Genomic DNA, 17,462 nt, shown 5'->3' on the forward strand with positions numbered 1-17,462 from the left:
CCTTCCAGCGCGCCGAAGGCCGGAACGTAGTCCGGGTGCTCCCGCTCCTCGCGGGGGACGCCCGCCGCGGCGAGCTCCTCGCCGGTGAAGAAGGTGATCGACTCCACCCCTTCCCGCAGGTTGCGCCAGAACGCCTCCACGCCGTCCGCGCCGGGAAAGCGGCCCGACATCCCGATCACCGCCACGTCGGGCATCGCCTGTGCTTCCGTCTCGTCTTCGACCTCTACGCTCATGCTTCCGCTCTCTCTATCGTCATCGTCCGCCGGTGCGGCGTTCTCGTGTGGTCAAATCCCACGTGCTGATACCAAATCCGGCAAAACCAGGGTGTCATCCTTCGGGCCGGTCTCACTGACTCGTGCGAACGCCACTGGCTGCAGGCCCGAAGGATCTAGCCGCGGCTGCCACGAGGTCGGGCGCGGTAGCGGTACCGATGCCGCCTCGCGTATGAGGCGCAGCCGCGACTACGTGCGGCTTCCGCAAAGGTCTCCTGCGTCCAAGGTTAGATCCTTCGGCACTGCGGACGATGGTGGCACGACAGGGTCCGTGCGACCGTGCCTCAGGATGACACAGTGGATTGCTGGATTCGGTATGATATGGACGACTCAACCTCGTACTCAGGATTTTGCGCTTGGCACTTGGCACTTGGCACTTCTTTTCAGCGCTTCCGGACCATCGCCTGTCGCCGGGCGCTCCCCCGGTCCCGCCCGGCTCCCTCGGGCTCCCGCGCCGGCTCGCCCCGCGCCGTCTTCCCCTGCTCCTCGATGTGCGCGGACAGCGCGGCGACGGTGGGGAACTGGAAGAGGTCCACCAGGGTGACGTCGATCTCCAGCGCGGCGCGCAGGCGCTCGTGGAGGCGCACCAGCAGCAGCGAGTGGCCGCCGAGCTCGAAGAAGTTGTCGTCGACGCCCACGGCGCCGCGGCCCAGCACCTCGCGCCAGACCCCGGCGATGCGCGCCTCCAGCTCGCCGCGCGGCGCCACGAATGCCTCGCCCGCGTCCGTGTCGGGGAGCGGGAGCGCGGCGTGGTCCACCTTGCCGTTGGGGGTACGCGGGAAGTCGTCCATCATTACCACCGCCGAAGGGACCATGTACTCGGGGAGCCGCCGCTTCAGCTCCGCGCGCAGCGCCGCCGGGGACGGCGGGTCGATCCCGGGCTCCGCGACGGCCCAAGCCACCAGCCGGCGGTCGCCCGCGTGCTCGCGCACCAGCGCCAGCGCGTCGCGCACGCCGGGAAGCGCGGCCAGCACCGCCGCCACCTCGCCCGGCTCGATGCGGAAGCCGCGCAGCTTCACCTGCCCGTCCGTCCTCCCCAGGAACTCCAGCTCGCCGTTTGCCCGCCAGCGCACCCGGTCGCCGGTGCGGTAGAGGCGCGCCCCGGGCTCGCCCGAGAGGGGGTCGGGGACGAAGCGCTCGGCGGTGAGCGCGGGGCGGCCGTGGTAGCCGCGCGCCACGCCGGGGCCGCCCACGTGCAGCTCGCCGGGGATGCCCACCGGGACGGGGTCGCCGCCCGCGTCCAGCACGTAGACGCGCACGTTGTCGAACGGCCGGCCGATGGCGGGCGGGCGGCCGTCGGGCACGCACACCGCGGCGGCCGCGCCCACGGTGACCTCGGTGGGCCCGTAGCCGTTGACGAAACGCCGCCCCGGCGCCCAGCGCTCCACCACCGCCGCGCTCACCGCCTCGCCCGCCGACACCAGCCCGCGCAGGTCCGGCAGGTCGTCGGGCGAGAGGACGGCCAGCACGGAGGGGGGAAGGGTGACGTGGGTGACGCGCTCGCGCCGGAGCGTGTCCAGCAGCGCCGGCCCCGGGACCAGCGCCTCCCGCGGCGCCACCACCACCGTGGCTCCCGCCAGGAAGGTGGTGAAGAGCTCCGAGACCGAGGCGTCGAAGGAGAGCGAGGCGAACTGCAGCACCCGCGCGCCGCGGTCGACCGCGAAGCGGCGCACCTGCGCCAGCGCCAGGTTCGGCACCCCGCGGTGCGTCACCAGCACGCCCTTGGGCAGGCCGGTGGAGCCGGAGGTGTAGATGACGTACGCCAGGTTGTCCGGCCCGGCGACCGGCTCCGGCGGCGTGTCCGGATACCCGGCGAGCAGGTCGGCGTCCCGGTCGAGCAGGACGGTGACCGGCGCCGCCACGGCGGCCGCGTCGCTCCGGCTGACCAGCACCGGCGCGGCGGTGTCGGCGAGCATGAACGACAGCCGCTCGGCCGGGTACGACGGGTCCAGCGGCACGTACGCCCCGCCCGCCTGCAGGATGGCCAGGGCGGTGACGAGCTGGTCGGCCGACCGGTCCAGCGCCACCGCGACGAGCGTCTCCGGGCCGACCCCGGCCGTACGGAGGTGCCGGGCCAGCCGGGCCGAGCGGGCGGCGAAGTCCCGGAACGTCACCTCGACGCCGTCCTCCACCACGGCGACCGCGTCCGGCGTGGCCGCGGCCTGCCGAACGATCAGGTCGGTGACGCCGGTCCATTCGCGCTCGACGTCGAGGGCCCGCCCGGCGACGCCGCCCGGGGCGGTCACCGCGCCGGTCCCCGCAGGCTCGCCGGCACCATGTCCGTCCACACCCGGTCGATGTGGTCGAGGCAGGCCCGCCGGCTGCCGGCGGTGCCCTCGTCGCGCCAGCCGGCGGGCAGTGCCCGGTCCGCCGGCCAGACCGAGTACTGCTCCTCGTCGTTGACGACGACCCGGTGCTCGGTCTCGTCGGCCTGCTCTCCGGACACGGACCCGCCTCCATTCCGATCGGGTGTGCGGTGCGGCGCGGTCAGACCGCCGCGCCGGTCGGCCGGACGACCACGGTGTTGACGTCGACCCCGGCCGGCTGGTCGAGCGCCCAGACGATCGAGTCGGCGACCTGGTCGGCGGTGAGGATGCCGCCCTCGGGCGCGCCGCCGGCCGTCTCCCAGAAATTGGTGTCCACCCGGCCGGGCGCGACCAGGGTCACGCCGACGCCGTCCGGCGCCACCATCAGCCGGGTGTTCTCGGCCATCGCGGCGACGGCGAACTTGGTGGCGCCGTAGATGTTGCCGGCCAGGTAGACGTAGCCGGCGACGCTGCCGATCAGCACGATCCGCCCGCGGGTCGCCTTGAGCGCCGGCAGCGCGGTGTTGATCAGCAGGGCGGGCCCGAGCACGTTGGTCAGGACCATGTCCCGCCAGCCGGCCGGGTCGCCGTCGTCCAGGGCGTCGTGGGTGGCGTACCCGGCGCAGGCGACCACGGCGTCCAGCCGGCCGAACTCCTTGACCGTCGACTCGACGGCGGACCGGACCGCGTCCAGGTCGGCGGCGTCGCCGGCGATCGTCAGCAGGGCGTCCGGGTGGCCGGCCCGCTCGGCGAACCGGCGGAGCTTGTCCGGGTCGCGTCCGGTGACGGTCACCCGGTGGTCCCGGTCCAGCAGCCGCTGCGCGACCGCGGCGCCGATCCCGCTCGATCCGCCGGTGACGAGGGTTACCGCAGCTGTGTCCATGCGTACTCCCGAGACGTATTGACGATGCGACGATCCATCCGACCACGCGTCGTGCTCACCGCGGCAGCCGGCCGTCGATCCGGACCGGGAGGCCCTGCAGGCCCCGGCTGGTGGAGCTGTCGATCACCCAGCGCAGCTCGTCCGCCGGCACGGCCAGCTCCAGCCCCGGCAGCCGCCGCAGCAGGGTGGTGAACGCGATCTGCCCCTCGATGCGGGCCAGCGGCGCCCCGAGGCAGAAGTGCGCGCCGTGCCCGAAGCCCAGGTGCCGGTTCGGGGTGCGGGCGATGTCCAGCCGGTGCGGGTCGGGGAACGCGTCCGGGTCGCGGTCGGCCGCGCACATCGACAGGTGCACGAAGCTCGCCTTGGGGATGTCGACGCCACCGAGCTGCATGTCCTCGACCGCCACCCGCATCGTCCCGCGCTCGACCGGGCCCTCGAAACGCAGGAACTCCTCGATCGCCGGTACGACCAGCTCGGGGTCGGCCCGCAGCCGGGCCAGCTGGTCGGGGTTGCGCAGCAGCGCCTGGCTGCCGTTGCCGACCAGGTTGGCCGTGGTCTTGTGCCCGGCGATGACCAGCAGGGTCAGCGTCGAGACCAGCTCGGTCTCGGTGAAGGTGCCCTCCTCGTCCGCGGCCCGGACGAGCTCGCTGATCAGGTCCTCGCCCGGATGCTCGCGCCGGTGGGCCAGGACCTTCGCGAAGTACTGCTCGACCTCCGCGTTGGCGGCGCGCCGCCGGACCGCCCACTCCCCGGTCTCGCTCGGGTCCCGGCTCAGCACCTCGCCCCAGGACTGGAAGCGGGGCCGATCCTCCGGCGGCACCGCGAGGAACTCGCAGATGACCCGCAGCGGCAGCGGGAACGCGAACCCGGCCATCAGGTCGGCCTCGCCGGAGTCCGGCAGCGCGTCGATCAGGTCGTCGGTGATCTCCTGGATCCGCGGTCGCAGCGGCTCCATCCGGCGCGGCAGGAACGCCCGGCTGACCAGGTTCCGCAGCCGGGTGTGCTCCGGCGCGTCGGCGAGCAGCATGTTGTTCCCGATGACCGGGCTGTTCTCCATCGTCTGCTCGCGGAACCAGGCCGGCGCGTTGTCCAGCCGTTTGGACAGCCGCCGGTCGCCGAACGCCTTGAGCGTCGTCTCGTAGTCGACGACGACGTACGCGTCCGAGCCCGGCGGGTAGTCGACGCGGTGCACCGGGCCGTCGGCGCGGACCCGGTCGTTGCCCGGGTGCGGGTTCGCGGGCGGGGCGCTCACGAACTCGGGGGGAAGGGGTTCTGACATCGGCTCACCTCGTGCTCATCCGGCGGGGTCGGTCGAGGGTCGGGTGTCGGGCGCGAATCGGGCGGCCGCCTCCTCGGGCGTGGGGAGCGTGCGGATGACCCGGGTCCGGGTCGGGAGCGCGGCCAGCGTCGCGACGGCGCCCATCGCGGCGTACACCCAGGTCGGGCCGGCGTGGTCGAAGACGACCCCGATGCCGATGATCCCGACGGGCTGGGCCAGGTACGACAGGAAGGTCACCGCGCCCAGCACCCGGCCCTGCAGCTCGTCCGGGACCAGCGTGGCGACGTAGCTGAAGAACAGCGCGTTGCAGATCGGGCCGCGGGCGAAGACGACGGCCAGGATCACGCCCAGCGGCAGCACCCCGGGGACGACGGCGAGCGCCACCGCGGCGGCCGGGCCCAGCCAGGCCGCGATCATGAAGATCGTCGACGGCCGCAGCCGGGCCAGCACCGGGCGGGCGATCAGCGCCCCGGTCAGCCCGCCGGCGCCGGCGACCGCGAGGGTCAGGCCGACCAGCGCGTCGGAGGCACCGCGCTGGTGGGCGGTGGCGATGACCGCGAGGAAGGCGCCGGTGTGGTTGAAGGCCATGTTGGAGCCGACGACCCAGATCATCCAGTAGAGCAGGATCGGCTGGCCGAGCAGGAACGTGAAGCCCTCGCTGGTCCGGCGCCGCTCGGTGCCCGCGGCGGCGGTCTGCGGCGCCTGCAGCGGCCGCCGGATCAGCAGCAGCGACACCGCCGAGAGGAGGAAGGTCGCGGCGGTGGCCAGGAACGGCACCGCCCGGCCGATCCCGAACAGCGTGCCCCCGATCGGCGACCCGAGGGTGGTCGCCGCGAACGGCCTGATCTGGTTCTGCGCGGTCGCCTGGGTCACCTGCGAGAGCGGGACCAGCTGCTTGATCGCGGCCAGCGCGGGCGGGCTGGCCAGCCCCAGGCAGGCGGACGAGCCGATCGCGGTGATGAAGATGACCGGCAGGGTCGCGTCGCCGGCCAGGACCAGGAGGCCGAGCAGGGTGAACAACGCCAGCCGGATGCCGTCGCAGAGCAGCAGCAACAACCGCCGGTCCATCCGGTCGGCCAACGTGCCGCCGGGGATCGAGAGCAGGCCGACCGTGACCAGCTGCACGGACCCGATGAGCCCGGCGTCGGTCACCGACCCGGTGATCGCCAGGATCAGCAGCGGGTACGCGACCTCGGCCGCCTCCTTGCCCACGGTGCCGAGGAACTGGCTGATCCAGAGCGCCTGGAAGTCCCGGTTCCGCAGCAGCGACACGGTCGCCGGAGCCGCCGGCCGGCCCGTCACGGCGACCCCACCAGGTCCAGCCGTTCGGCGATCAGCGCCAGCAGCGGGTCGGGCCCGTCGAGCAGGTACATGTGCCCGCCGTCGAGCTCGGCCGTCCCGAACCCGGCCGACGTCGCCCGCCGCCAGCCGCCGGCGTCCGCCGCGCTCACCAGGTCGTCGTCCCGGCCCCGGACGGCCGTGATCGGGACGGGCAGGAGCGGCCGGTCGGAGCCAGCCCGGTAGTCCTCGTGCATGCGGATGTCCGAGCGCAGCAGCGGCAGCACCAGCTCGCGGATCTCCGGGTCCGCGAGCGCGGGATGGGAGTGCCCCGTGATGGTCTGCACGCCGGTCATGAAGTCGTCGTCGCCGAGGCCGGTGAGCCGGTGGGTCCGCCCGTGCCAGGGATCCGGGGAGCCGCTGGCGAACAGGGCCACGACCTCGGCGCCGCCGTCGGTCAGCCGGTGCGCCAGCTCGTACGCGAGCACCGCGCCGAGGCTGTGCCCGAACAGCGCGATCCGGGCGCCTCCCCGGATCTGCCCGTACGCGTCCGCGACGGCCGTGGCGACGTCGGCCGGCGGCGGTTCGTCGAAGCGCTCCTCCCGGCCGGCCAGCTGCACCGGCAGGACCTCCAGGCCGGCCGGCGCGCGCAGCTTCCAGCCCCGGAAGAACGACCCGCCGGAGCCGGCGAAGGGCAGGCAGACCAGCACGGTGCCGGCCGGGGTCGGGTCAGCCACGGCCGGCCCCCGACCCGCCCGCCAGCACCCGGCGGACCTGCTCGGCCAGACCCCGTACGTGTGGCTCGGTCAGCATCGACCAGTGATCTCCCGCGACGGGACACACCTCCACCCGCTCGTAGCTCCCGGCGAGGTCGCGCTGCAGCCGCTGGGCCCAGCGCTCGTCGACGTCGGCCGGGAAGACGTACGCCGGACCCGGCATCGGACCGGGCCGGTACCGCATCGCGGCGCCGACGTTGGCGATGAACAGCCGGCGCAGGCCCGGGGCCTGGCCGACCAGCTCGCCGACCGGACCGCGGCCGAGCGCGGCGTCCACCTGCAGCCGGATGTTGCGGCGCAGCGGGGTCGGGTGCAGCCCGATCGGCCGCCGGCCGGGCGTGATGCCGCCGTCCAGGCAGATCAGCGCCTCGACCCGATGGCCGCGGCGGGTGAGCTCGCAGGCCATCTCGTGCGCGACCACCGCCCCGAACGACCAGCCCCCGACCGTGTAGGGACCGGCCGGCTGGACCCGGACCAGGGCGTCCACGTGCTGGGCCGCGATCTGCTCGATCCGGGCCGCCCGCGCCGTCCCGGGTGTGGCCACCGGCTGCAGGCCGTACACGGGCCGGTCGACGCCCAGCAGCCCGGCCAGGACCTGGTACGTCATCGCCGTGCCCAGCGCATCCGCGGCGAGGAACAGCGGCGTCCCCCGGCCGTCGCCGGGGCTCAGGACCTCGACCCCGGGCACCGGGCCGGAGGCCGCCGACGCCGCCATCTCCAGCAGGTGGCCGAACGTGGCGTCGCGGGTGAAGTCCGCGACCGAGACCGTCGCCGCGTGCTCGCGGACCCGGGCGACCAGGTGCACCGCCATCAGCGACTCGCCGCCCAGCGCGAAGAAGTCGTCCTCGTCCCGGGCCGAGGCCACCCCGAGCGCCTCGCACCAGAGCCGGGCCAGCACCGCCCGCAGCGGGTCGGCGGCCGGGCCGTCGTCGTCCGGCACCGGCTCGGCCACCGGCGCGAGCTCGGGGTCCCGGGAGTCGAAGGGCGCGGCCGGCAGCGTGCAGCGCACCGGGGCCTGCGCCTCCTGCAGCCCGTCGAGGTCGAGGTCCAGCCCGCGTTCCCAGAGCTGTCCGAGCGCCCGCAGCAGGCCGCGCTCGGGGTCCTCGTCGGCGCCCCCGAGCAGCGGCACGGTCGCGTGCTCGGCGACCCAGTCCCGGTGCCGCCGGAGGCTCCCGATCATCGACGTCCCCGGACCCAGCTCCAGGTACGTGTCACAGCCGGCGGCGAGGACGGTGCCGAGCGAGTCGTCGAGCTGGACCGGCAGCCGGACCTGCTCCGACCAGTACTCGGGGTCCCGTACGGCGTCGGGGTCGGCCCAGTCCCCGGTCACGTTCGACACCAGCGGCAGCTGGGCCGGCCGGTTGGGCACGTCGCCCACGACCTCCAGCAGCCTGTCCGCCGCCGGCTCCATCCTGGCCGAGTGGAAGGCCCGCCGGTTGGGCAGCAGCCGGGTCTCCAGCCCGTCCAGGCTGCCGTCGGACAGCAGCTCCACCACGGCCTCCGGACCGCCGGAGACGACCACCCGCTCCGGCCCGACGACGGCGATCTCCACGTCGACGTCCGGGTCGATCCGCTCCGCGACCTCCTCGGCCGGAGCCGCGACGGCGGCCATCCGGCCCGGCTCGGTGGCCCGCATGGCCCCGGCCCGCTCGCAGACCAGGGCCGCCGCCTCGGCGGGGGTCCACACCCCGGCGAGCGTCGCCGCGGCGTACTCCCCGATGCTGTTGCCGAGCATGGCCAGCGGGGTGACGCCCCAGTCGCCGAGCTGCCGGCCGAGGGCGAAGCCGAGGGCGAAGAGGCCGAGCTGCTGGTGCACGGTGTCGGTGAACCACTCCGCCGGCGCCCCGCCCTCGGTCACCACCGGGCCGAGGTCCACCGCGTACTCCTGCCGGATCGCGTCGCGGATCTCGTCGAAGGAGTCCCGGAAGCCGCCGAGCAGGCGGTACGCCGCCGACCCGGCCGCCCCGCGCAGCAGGCCCTGCCCGGGGAAGAGGAACGCGACCCGGTCCAGCGGGCGCGGGGTGCCCGGGTCGGCCGGTGCCCGCAGCAGCCGGGCGGCCTCCGCCGGGTCGGCGGCCACGACCGTACGGCGGGAGCCCAGGCGCCGGCGGCCGGCCAGCGTCCGGGACACCGCCGGCAGCGCGACGTCCGCCGCCTCCAGGTGCTCGGCGAGGTCGGTGCCGTACCGGTCGAGGCTGCCGGGCGAGCCGGCGGACAGGGCGAGCAGCCGGATCCCGGTCCGGGGCGTCGGACGGCGCCGGGACGGCGCGCCCGCCACGACGACGTGCGCGTTGGTGCCGCCCACCCCGAACGAGCTGACCGCGGCGAGCCGGGGCCGGTCGTCCGGCCAGGGCTGGTGGCTCGTACAGACCCGGAACGGGGTGGACTCGATCTCCAGCAGCGGGTTGGGGGCGGTGTAGTGCAGGGTCGGCACCAGCTCGCCGTGCTCCAGCATCAGCACGGTCTTGATCAGGCCGGCGACCCCGGACGCCGCCCCGGTGTGGCCGAGGTTGCTCTTCACCGCGCCCAGCCAGCACGAGCCGGTCGCGTCGGTGGACATCCGGAACACGTCGGTGAGCGCCCGCACCTCGACCGGGTCGCCGATCCGCGTCCCGGTGCCGTGCGCCTCGACGTGGCCGAGGTCGGCCGGATCGATGCCGGCGGCCTTCTGCGCGAACAGGATCACGTCGCGCTGCCCCGGGATCGCCGGTGCGCTGTAGCCGACCTTGTCCCCGCCGTCGTTGTTGACCGCCGAGCCGGCGATGACCGCGGCGATCCGGTCGCCGTCGGTCAGCGCGTCCTCGAGCCGCTTGAGCACGACGACGCCGACGCCCTCGCTGGGTACGGTGCCCGCGGCCTGCTGGTCGAACGGCCGGCAGTGCCCGTCCGGCGAGAGGATCCCGCCCTCCTGGTAGATGTAGCCGCGGTCGTCGGCCGCGCCGATCGAGGCCCCGCCGGCCAGCGCGGCGTCGCACTCGTAGCCGAGCAGGCTCTGCACGGCCATGTGCACCGCCGTCAGCGACGTCGAGCAGGCCGTCTGCACGGTGATCGCCGGCCCCCGCAGCCCCAGCTTGTACGCCACCCGCGAGGTCAGGAAGTCCTTGTCCTGGCCGATGAGCTGGGTCAGCGCGGGGTTCGCGGCGTGCGTGGCGACCCAGTCGACGCCGCCGTACACGCCGACCAGGCCGGGGAACCGGGCCGGGTCGAGGCCGGCGTCGTCGCACGCGGCCGTGGCGCACTCCAGGAACACCCGCTGCTGCGGGTCGATGCCGGCCGCGTCGGCCCGGCTGTAGCCGAACATCGACCAGTCGAAGCCGCGCGCGCCGGGGACCAGCCCCCGGGCAGCGACGAAGTCGGGCCGTTTGACCAGGACCGGGTCCGCCCCGGCCGCGACCAGCTCCTCCGGGGTCCAGTGGCTGATGCCCTCGGTGCCCGCGCACAGGGCCGCCCAGAGGCTGCCGGCGTCGGCCGCCCCCGGGTAGCGGCAGGCCAGCCCGACGACGGCGACCGCGTTGTCCATCGGCACGCTCATCGCCCCCGGGCCCGGCGCCGCAGGCTGTCCCGCCGGGCGGCGGCCCGCTCGTCCACACCCAGCCCGGGCGCACCGGCGGGATCGGGCGGCGGCTGGTCCGGCTCGGTCAGGAAGCGGGCCATCGCCGCGACCGTCGAGTTCTCGAACAGCTGCTGGATCGGCAGCTCCACCGCGAACGCCCGGCACAGCTCGGCGTGCAGGGTGACCAGGCGCATGGAGTTGCCGCCCACGTCGAAGAAGTTGTCGTCCCGGCCGACCGAGTCGACCTTGAGCACGCGGGACCAGATCCCGGCCACCGTCCGCTCGGTGTCGGTGTCGATGACCGGGCCGCCGGCCTTCCTCGCCGGCTCGGGGACGTCCCGGCTTCCGGCCGCGAGCAGGCCCAGGTCGAGGTCACCGGCGCCGACCAGCGCCTCGAACGTCCGGACGTACAGCGCGGCGAGCTCGGCCGCGGCCACGGCCGAGAGGCGGTCGCCCCGGTAGGACAGCTCGCCCTCCATCCGGTCGCCGCCGACCACGACCGACAGGCACACCGCGAACTTCCCGACCGTGCCGGTGCCGGCGACGAGCGAGAGCGCGGTCAGCTCGCGGCCCGCGATCTCCGGCAACTTCGCCGGCCGGGTCAGCGGAGCCAGCACGACGTCCAGGTACGGGCTGGAACCGGCCGACCGCGGTGGGGCGAGCGCCGCCAGGATCGCCTCGAACGGCACGTCGCGGTCCTCCAGCAGCTCCAGGATCTCGTCCCGCACGGCCTCGACCAGGTCGGCCGCGCTGGTACCCGGCGGGCAGGTCGAGCGGGCGGCGAGGGTGTTCAGGCACGGCCCGAGCACGCCCGCGAACTCGGTCGCGTCCCGGGTGTCGGCCGGGAAGCCGAAGGTCACGTCGTCCCGGCCGGTCCAGGCGTGCAGCGCCCCGGCCAGCGCGGCCGCGGCGACCATGAACCAGGACGTGCCGGTGTCCTCCTGCAGCCGCCGGGTCCGCCGGAGCAGATCCGCCGGCAGGTCGAGCGGGACGACGCCGTGCGGCTGCGGCGGCACGGGCGGGGGCGCCGGGGTCGACAGGGTGCTCGGGGCGCCGCGCAGCCGCTCGATCCGGCGCTGCACCGCGTCCGGGTCCGGCCGGTCGACCAGGTCGCGGTACTGCTTGGGGGCCGGCTCGACCGGGCCCGCGTCGGCCCCGTAGTACTCGCCCAGCTCGGCCAGCAGCAGCTCCACCGACGCGGCGTCGAAGACGATGTGGTGGACGGTGACGGTGAGCACCTGGCCGGCCGGGGTCTCGAGGAGACCCGCCCGCAGCAGCGGTCCGGCCGCCAGGTCGAACCCGGCATCCGCGTCCGCGCGCAACCGGTCGGCCAGCGCCGCCTCGTCGTCGCACCGGTCGCGGGCCACGACCGGCCGCCAGGGCGCCCCGATCACCTGCCGCAGCTCCCCGTCCCGCTCGACCACGGTCGTCCGCAGCGCCTCGTGCCGCTCGATCACCCGGGCGAACGCCGCCGCCAACCGGTCCGGGTCCAGCCGCCCGGACACCCGCCAGGACAGCGGGACGTTGTAGAGACCCGGCTCGGGCTGCAGCCGCTCCGCGAGCCAGATCCGCTGCTGGAAGCTCGACGCGGGCAGCTCCCGCGCCGCCGCGGCCGGCGCCGGCCGCTCGACGGCCGGACCGCGCGCCGCGTCCACGACCGCGGCCAGGTCGCCGAGCCGCGGGTGCCGGAACAGCTCCCGCAGCTTGACCTCGACGCCGAGGTTCTTGCGGAGCCGGGCCAGCAGCGTGACCCCCAGCAGGGAGTCGCCGCCGAGCTTCCAGAACGAGGCGTCGGGCGAGTCGACCCGGACGTCGAGCAGCTCCGACCACAGGTCGGCGAGGACCTGCTCGGTCGTGCCCCGGTCCTGGTCCCCGTCGATCTCGGTCGTGCCCCGGTCCTGGTCCCCGTCGATCCCGATCTCGCTCAGGCGCGACGCCGGCCGCTCGGCGACCGCCGCCAGCAGCCGGACGTACGCGCCGGCGAGACCGCGGGCCGCGCCGGCGCTGAAGACGTCCCGGCTGAACGTCACGACCCCGTCCCGGGCTCGCAGGCTGACCACCAGGTCGTACGGGGTGCGCCCGGGGTCGGCCGGCACCGGGCGGGCCGAGGTCCCGGCCAGCTCGAGCGGGGGCGGCGCGTCGGTCGCGACCGTGAGCAGGACCTGGCCGCGGGCCGTCGTCTTGCGGGCTCCTCCGACACGGTCCACCAGCTCGGTGAAGGCCGGGTCGCCGGCCGTGTCGATCCGGAAGACCTGCTCGGTTGCGTACGGACCGATGACGTCCGTCCGGACCGGCGCGAGGCCGCCGACGGCCACGTCGGTGCCCGCCCCGAGCCGGGTCAGCAGGGCGGCGAGCCCGGCCCGCAGCACGTGGTCCAGGGTCGTCCCGCTCTGCTCGGCCAGGCCTTCGAGCGCCGCATGCAGTCCGGCCTCGAAGGTGAAGCCCACCTCGCCCGAGCGGTGCGTGGGGCTGGCCGGGCGGCTGCGGTCGCCCAACGGCATGTCGGTCGCCTGCTCGCCCGCGTCCTCGATCTCGTCCGTGGCATCGGCGTGGTGGGTGGGCGGCCAGTCCGGGGCCCGGCCCTCGCGACGGGCCCCGTACGCGGCGGCGAGATCCCGGCCGAGCACGTCGAGCGAGGCCGGGTCGCCGGCGATCCGGTGCAGCACGAGCACCAGGACGTGCTCGTCCTCGCGGTCGGCCGGCGTCAGCAACGCCAGCCGCAACGGCAGCTCGGACACCGGGTCGATCGGGCGGCGGCACACCTCGGCGATCGCCTTGGGCAGCTCGGCCTCCTCGACCCGGATCTCTTCCAGCGCGGGCGATGCGGTCTCGAGCACGCGCCGTACGGGACCGTCCACTTCGGACGGGAACACCGTGCGCAGCGCCTCGTGCCGGGCCACGACGTCACCGAGGGCGACCCCGAGCGCGTCGGCGTCCAGCGGACCGGTCAACCGGGCGGCGGTGCAGAGCTGCTGACCGGGCGGGGTCTCACCGACGGTCGGCCACCACCGCTCCCGCTGCGCCGCCGACAACGGCCCCGGATCCGGCCGCCCCAGCCGGGCCCGGTCCACCTTCCCGTTGGGCGTCAGCGGCAGCTCGGCGAGCACCGCGACCTCGGCCGGGACCATGTACGCCGGCAGCTCGCCGGCCAGGAAGTCGCGCAACGCCCCACCCTCGGGCGGGGCGGCGGCATCCTCGGGCACGACGTACGCCGTGATCCGCCCGCTGCCGTCCTCGAACGTCCGCGCCATCACGACGGCCCGCGCCACGGCCGGATGCCGCCCGAGCACGGACTCGATCTCCTCCGGCTCGATCCGGAACCCGTTGATCTTCACCTGGCTGTCGGCCCGCCCGGCGAAATGCAGGAGGCCGTCCGGATCCCGGCGGGCCAGGTCACCGGTGGCGTACATGCGCTCGTCCGCCGCCCCGGACGGATCGCGCAGGAACCGCTCCGCGGTGAGGTCCGGCCGGCCGACGTACCCCTGGGCGACGCCGAGACCCCCGACGTACAGGCCGCCGACCTCTCCCGGCGGCAGCGGACGCAAGTCGTCGTCCAGCACGTAGATCCGGGTGTTGTCCATCGGCGTGCCGATCGGGACCCCCGTGCCGGTCGGCGGGCCCGGATGGATCCGGTACCGGGTCGCGAAGACGGTCGTCTCCACCGGCCCGTACCCGTTGAAGATCGAGATGTCCGGACAGGCGGCCGCGATGCGGTCGACGGCCTGCCGCGAGACCACGTCCCCACCGGTCCAGACCTCGCGAACGCCGTCGAGGCACGCCGGATCGCCGTCGGCGACCGCGGCGAACAGCCCCGCGGTCAACCACACCGTCGTCAGCCGGCCGCCGGCCGCGAGCCGGCGCAGCGCGACCGTGTTCACGTCCTCGAGCAGCACCACCACCCGCCCGCCGGTGAGCAGCGGCACCAGCCACTCCAGGGTGCACGCGTCCCACGCGTGCGGCGAGTGGAACAGGAACCGTCGCTGCGTCCCGTCCCGCCAGAGCCGGTCGTACGCCAGCGCGATCACGTTCCGATGGGTGATCGCCACCCCCTTCGGCTCCCCCGTGGACCCGGACGTGTGCAGCACGTGGAAGACGGAGTCCGGGCCGGCCGTCGCATCCGGGAACGCCGTGGGCTCCACCGGTCGACCGGTGGCGACGGCGTCGGCCGTCAGGACCGGCCGCCCGTCGAGCACCGGGTGGTCCCGGGTCGTCGCGTCGACCACGAGCAGGTCGGCTCCGACGCCGGTGAGGATGGCCCGCATCCGCGCCGCCGGGTATCGCACGTCGAGCGGCACGTAGGCCGCGCCGGCCGTGGCCACGGCCAGCATCGCGACGACCAGATCAGCCGACCGGGCCATCAGGATCGCCACCGAGTCCCCGGCCCGCACCCCGCGCTCGGCCAGCTCGGAGGCCAGATCGCCGACCCGCCCGGCCAGCTCCTCGTACGACATCGTCCGGTCGCCGAACTCGACGGCGACCGCGTCAGGCGTCTCGGCGGCCTGCCGCTGGAACTCCCGCGAGACCGTGCTGTCCGGCAACGGCACACCCGTGTCGTTCCACTCGCGCAGCAACCGCACCGAGTCCTGCTCGGCGCCCGTCTCCACGTCCATGCTCAGCCTCCCGACGAGCCGGGAAGCGGCGTCGTCATGGCGTCGTCGTGAAATGGCGGTCGCTCTCAAGCCACCCCAACAGACTGGTCACCGACGCGGCGATTGTGTGCGGCGTCCGCCATGACCAGATCGACCGGAGCCAAACCGCCCCGGATGAATCTCTGATGTGACCGTTTGTGTAACGTCTGTGACGTTATCGCCGGAGTTATGGAGGCGTCAATACCTTGTCAGCACCGTCCGTACCCGACTAAGGATGAGACAAACGTCATGACCGTTTTATACTCATAAGACGGGTTCGATGGCGCTCCCGCCCGGCACGGCCCGCTGGTCGACTACGCCGAGGACGCGCAGCCCTAGCGGTCGAACGCGAGATGGAAGAGGAGCTGTTCGGCCGCGAGGACGTCGACTCCGTATTCGGTGACTCGCTCCAGGCCGACCCGATGCACCGCAGCCGGCTGTCCGCCCGATGGCCCGGCTCGCGGCATCAGGCGGGGCACGGTCAGGTGGCGAGGAGCGCGGCCAACAAGCCGATGGCACTGGGAAGGAAGCCCAGGACCAGCAGTTGACCTGCGCCGCTGGTCCTAATACGCCAGCCGCAAGTGCTCAGGGCGGCCGCTCCGGCCAGGCCGGCGACGATGATCCCGTCGCCGATCGCTCAACGTGCGCGGCGACGGCCGGCAGCAACATCGGCATGAACCGACGAGCCGACTTGGCATGGTCGCGCGTGAGCCCTGAGCGGCAGAGTCGACGCGTCCTGCGCGGAGCGCGGCGGATGAGTGCGGTTGGACTACTCGTAGCCGTGAAGATTGTGCCGGCAGGCTGTCGGATCCGGAGCGAGGCGTTCGTAGAACGGGTGGGAGGCTGCCGGAAGAGGCCGCCGGGGCAAGGAGGACACATGACCGAGTACCTCATCTACTTCAACCAGCAGTGGGTGGGCGACCACACCGAGGAGTGGTTCCGCGGGCGCGGGCCATTCGCCATGGCGGTCGTGGACGAGATGAAGGCTGCCGGTGTGTACGTGTTCGCCGGGGGTCTGGAGGAGGAGGACGGCCCGGTCTACAGCGCCGACCCCACCAGTGACACAGTGCTGATCACCGACGGGCCATACGTCGAGAGCAAGGAGTTCCTGGGCGGGTTCGCCGTGGTCGACGTGGCCGACGACGAGGCCGCCAAGATGTGGGCCGGCAAGATCGCCGAGGCCTGCGGATGGCCCCATGAGGTGCGACGATTCAAGCCGCAACCCACCACCCGGTGATGAGGTCGCGACTCGTCCACCGCGAGAGCTGACCCAGGCGACGCGGAGGTCTGGGCCACGTCGCTGGTGCATGTTCACGGAACCACCACCGGCAGTAGCTCGCGAAGAACCCGTTCGGGTACCGCTGCCACGCCAACACCGGTGTGGCAGCGGTACCTGGGGTCGCCTGACGCCGACCGGCCTGTCGCTCTCCGGACGTACGCCGACCCACGTGCGAGTCGCTCTCAGTGCGGTGAGGCGGAGCCGGGATGGTCCAGTCAGGATCGTCTAGTCGGGATCATCAGGCGGCGGGTCAGGCGCCGGCGAGGGACAGACGGTTGAATGTCTCGGCTTCGGTGAGGTCCGGGACGGATCCGCCTGCTACGGCTTCTTTGGCGTCGACGGCGAGAGTCCACGCCGATGCCGCCCAGAACGCCTCGGTGTCATCGGGAGTCCAGGCCCGTGTGCTGGCCCGGATGTAGGCGGACAGGAACTGTTCGCTCTCCTGGATGGTGGCTGGCTGCCAGACATCCCCGGAGGCCGGGAAGATGGCGGCGGCGATCCCGGCTATCACTGCCTCGGGCTGGCTGACGACACTGTCCCAGTCGTGCACGACCAGGAGCCTGCCGCCCGACCACCGCACGTTGTCCGCGTGCCAATCGGCATGACCGATCACCCGCGGCGCCCGGTATCGCCGCAGTCGGGCCCGGCAGCGGGCGGCGGCGTCGTCGAGCCAGCCCGGCCCGGCCACGAGGTTCAGTCCCGGTCCGGGCCACAATCCCGGCTCATCGTGGTCCCACGCCACCCACGACGGGGACGGTGACAGGTCGCCGACGTGGGGCGCGGAGGCCGTGATCCCGATCAGCGCGGCCAGGGCTTCCGCCGATCGGGCAGCATCACCAGGGCCTCGGCCGCCGATCCCGCCGCCGCGTACCAGCTGCTCGGCGCTGGCGCTCTCGGCCGCATCCAGGGGCGTCGGCGGCACCAGCGGTTCCGGAGCCGGGTAGCCGCACTGCCAGACATGACGGTGCACGGCGTAGGCGGCCCGGAGGCGAGGAACCGACCGCCGCGCCTTGACGACCACCTCACGGTCATCGGCGAGCCTGACCCCGACCACCACCGAGAGCGAACCCGCCTCGAACAAGACCTCGGACACACCCGAGCCGAGCCACCGCACACACCACTGACCCAACGCCTCATCCAGGCCAGCAGCTGCCACGATCATCATCGTCCTACCCGGCCTGCGCCCTGGCCGCGCGGGACATGTGCGG

Annotated in this window: 11 protein-coding genes; 1 reads left to right on the forward strand and 10 read right to left on the reverse strand. The window is 74.1% G+C overall.

Annotated features, from left to right (window positions below):
• The 9 genes from VGP36_23680 to VGP36_23720 form a co-directional block, all read right to left on the reverse strand.
• Positions 1–194: beta-ketoacyl synthase N-terminal-like domain-containing protein (locus VGP36_23680; GenBank protein HEV7657712.1), on the reverse strand; the 194-nt coding region annotated here is incomplete at its 3' end.
• A 461-nt stretch (positions 195–655) separates the two neighbouring features.
• Positions 656–2,518 carry a non-ribosomal peptide synthetase gene (locus tag VGP36_23685; protein HEV7657713.1) on the reverse strand — a complete coding sequence of 621 codons (1,863 nt, stop codon included), beginning with the start codon at positions 2,516–2,518 and terminating at the stop codon, positions 656–658.
• Complete coding sequence (locus tag VGP36_23690) at positions 2,515–2,718, reverse strand: MbtH family protein (protein HEV7657714.1); 204 nt, start codon at positions 2,716–2,718, stop codon at positions 2,515–2,517. The genes VGP36_23685 and VGP36_23690 overlap by 4 nt, the downstream gene beginning before the upstream one ends.
• A gap of 41 nt (positions 2,719–2,759) precedes the next feature.
• Positions 2,760–3,461: an SDR family NAD(P)-dependent oxidoreductase gene (locus VGP36_23695; protein ID HEV7657715.1), complete on the reverse strand. Its 702-nt coding sequence runs from the start codon at positions 3,459–3,461 to the stop codon at positions 2,760–2,762.
• 55 nt (positions 3,462–3,516) lie between these two features.
• On the reverse strand, positions 3,517–4,740 hold the full coding sequence (locus VGP36_23700; GenBank protein HEV7657716.1) for a cytochrome P450: 1,224 nt from the start codon (positions 4,738–4,740) through the stop codon (positions 3,517–3,519).
• Positions 4,741–4,755: 15 nt separating this feature from the next.
• Positions 4,756–6,042: an MFS transporter gene (locus VGP36_23705; GenBank protein HEV7657717.1), complete on the reverse strand. Its 1,287-nt coding sequence runs from the start codon at positions 6,040–6,042 to the stop codon at positions 4,756–4,758.
• Entirely contained in the window at positions 6,039–6,755 is a 717-nt protein-coding gene (locus VGP36_23710) for an alpha/beta fold hydrolase (protein HEV7657718.1), read from the reverse strand. The genes VGP36_23705 and VGP36_23710 overlap by 4 nt, the downstream gene beginning before the upstream one ends.
• The gene (locus tag VGP36_23715; protein HEV7657719.1) at positions 6,748–10,326 is read right to left on the reverse strand and encodes a beta-ketoacyl synthase N-terminal-like domain-containing protein; all 3,579 of its coding nucleotides are present in this window, start codon (positions 10,324–10,326) and stop codon (positions 6,748–6,750) included. Before VGP36_23715 ends, VGP36_23710 begins: the two co-directional genes overlap by 8 nt.
• Positions 10,323–14,957 carry an amino acid adenylation domain-containing protein gene (locus tag VGP36_23720; GenBank protein ID HEV7657720.1) on the reverse strand — a complete coding sequence of 1,545 codons (4,635 nt, stop codon included), beginning with the start codon at positions 14,955–14,957 and terminating at the stop codon, positions 10,323–10,325. Before VGP36_23720 ends, VGP36_23715 begins: the two co-directional genes overlap by 4 nt.
• 895 nt (positions 14,958–15,852) lie before the next feature.
• Here VGP36_23720 and VGP36_23725 point away from each other — a divergent pair.
• Entirely contained in the window at positions 15,853–16,212 is a 360-nt protein-coding gene (locus VGP36_23725; GenBank protein ID HEV7657721.1) for a YciI family protein, read from the forward strand.
• Positions 16,213–16,504: 292 nt separating this feature from the next.
• Here the strand turns inward: VGP36_23725 and VGP36_23730 are convergent, their stop codons facing one another.
• Positions 16,505–17,419 (reverse strand): phosphotransferase, encoded by a 915-nt coding sequence (locus VGP36_23730; protein ID HEV7657722.1) that lies wholly within the window; start codon positions 17,417–17,419, stop codon positions 16,505–16,507.
• Between the last annotated feature and the right edge of the window lie 43 nt (positions 17,420–17,462).

The sequence above is a fragment of the Mycobacteriales bacterium genome, from assembly GCA_035995165.1.
In the GTDB taxonomy this organism is placed as follows: Bacteria; Actinomycetota; Actinomycetes; order Mycobacteriales; family CADCTP01; genus CADCTP01.

Bases quoted from the DNA above. Each gene is read 5' to 3' on its own strand.
- VGP36_23695 (HEV7657715.1), bottom strand. From the start codon at position 3,461: ATGGACACAGCTGCGGTAACCCTCGTCACCGGCGGATCGAGCGGGATC.
- VGP36_23700 (HEV7657716.1), bottom strand. From the start codon at position 4,740: ATGTCAGAACCCCTTCCCCCCGAGTTCGTGAGCGCCCCGCCCGCGAAC.
- VGP36_23715 (HEV7657719.1), bottom strand. From the start codon at position 10,326: ATGAGCGTGCCGATGGACAACGCGGTCGCCGTCGTCGGGCTGGCCTGC.
- VGP36_23720 (HEV7657720.1), bottom strand. From the start codon at position 14,957: ATGGACGTGGAGACGGGCGCCGAGCAGGACTCGGTGCGGTTGCTGCGC.
- VGP36_23725 (HEV7657721.1), top strand. From the start codon at position 15,853: ATGACCGAGTACCTCATCTACTTCAACCAGCAGTGGGTGGGCGACCAC.
- VGP36_23730 (HEV7657722.1), bottom strand. From the start codon at position 17,419: ATGATGATCGTGGCAGCTGCTGGCCTGGATGAGGCGTTGGGTCAGTGG.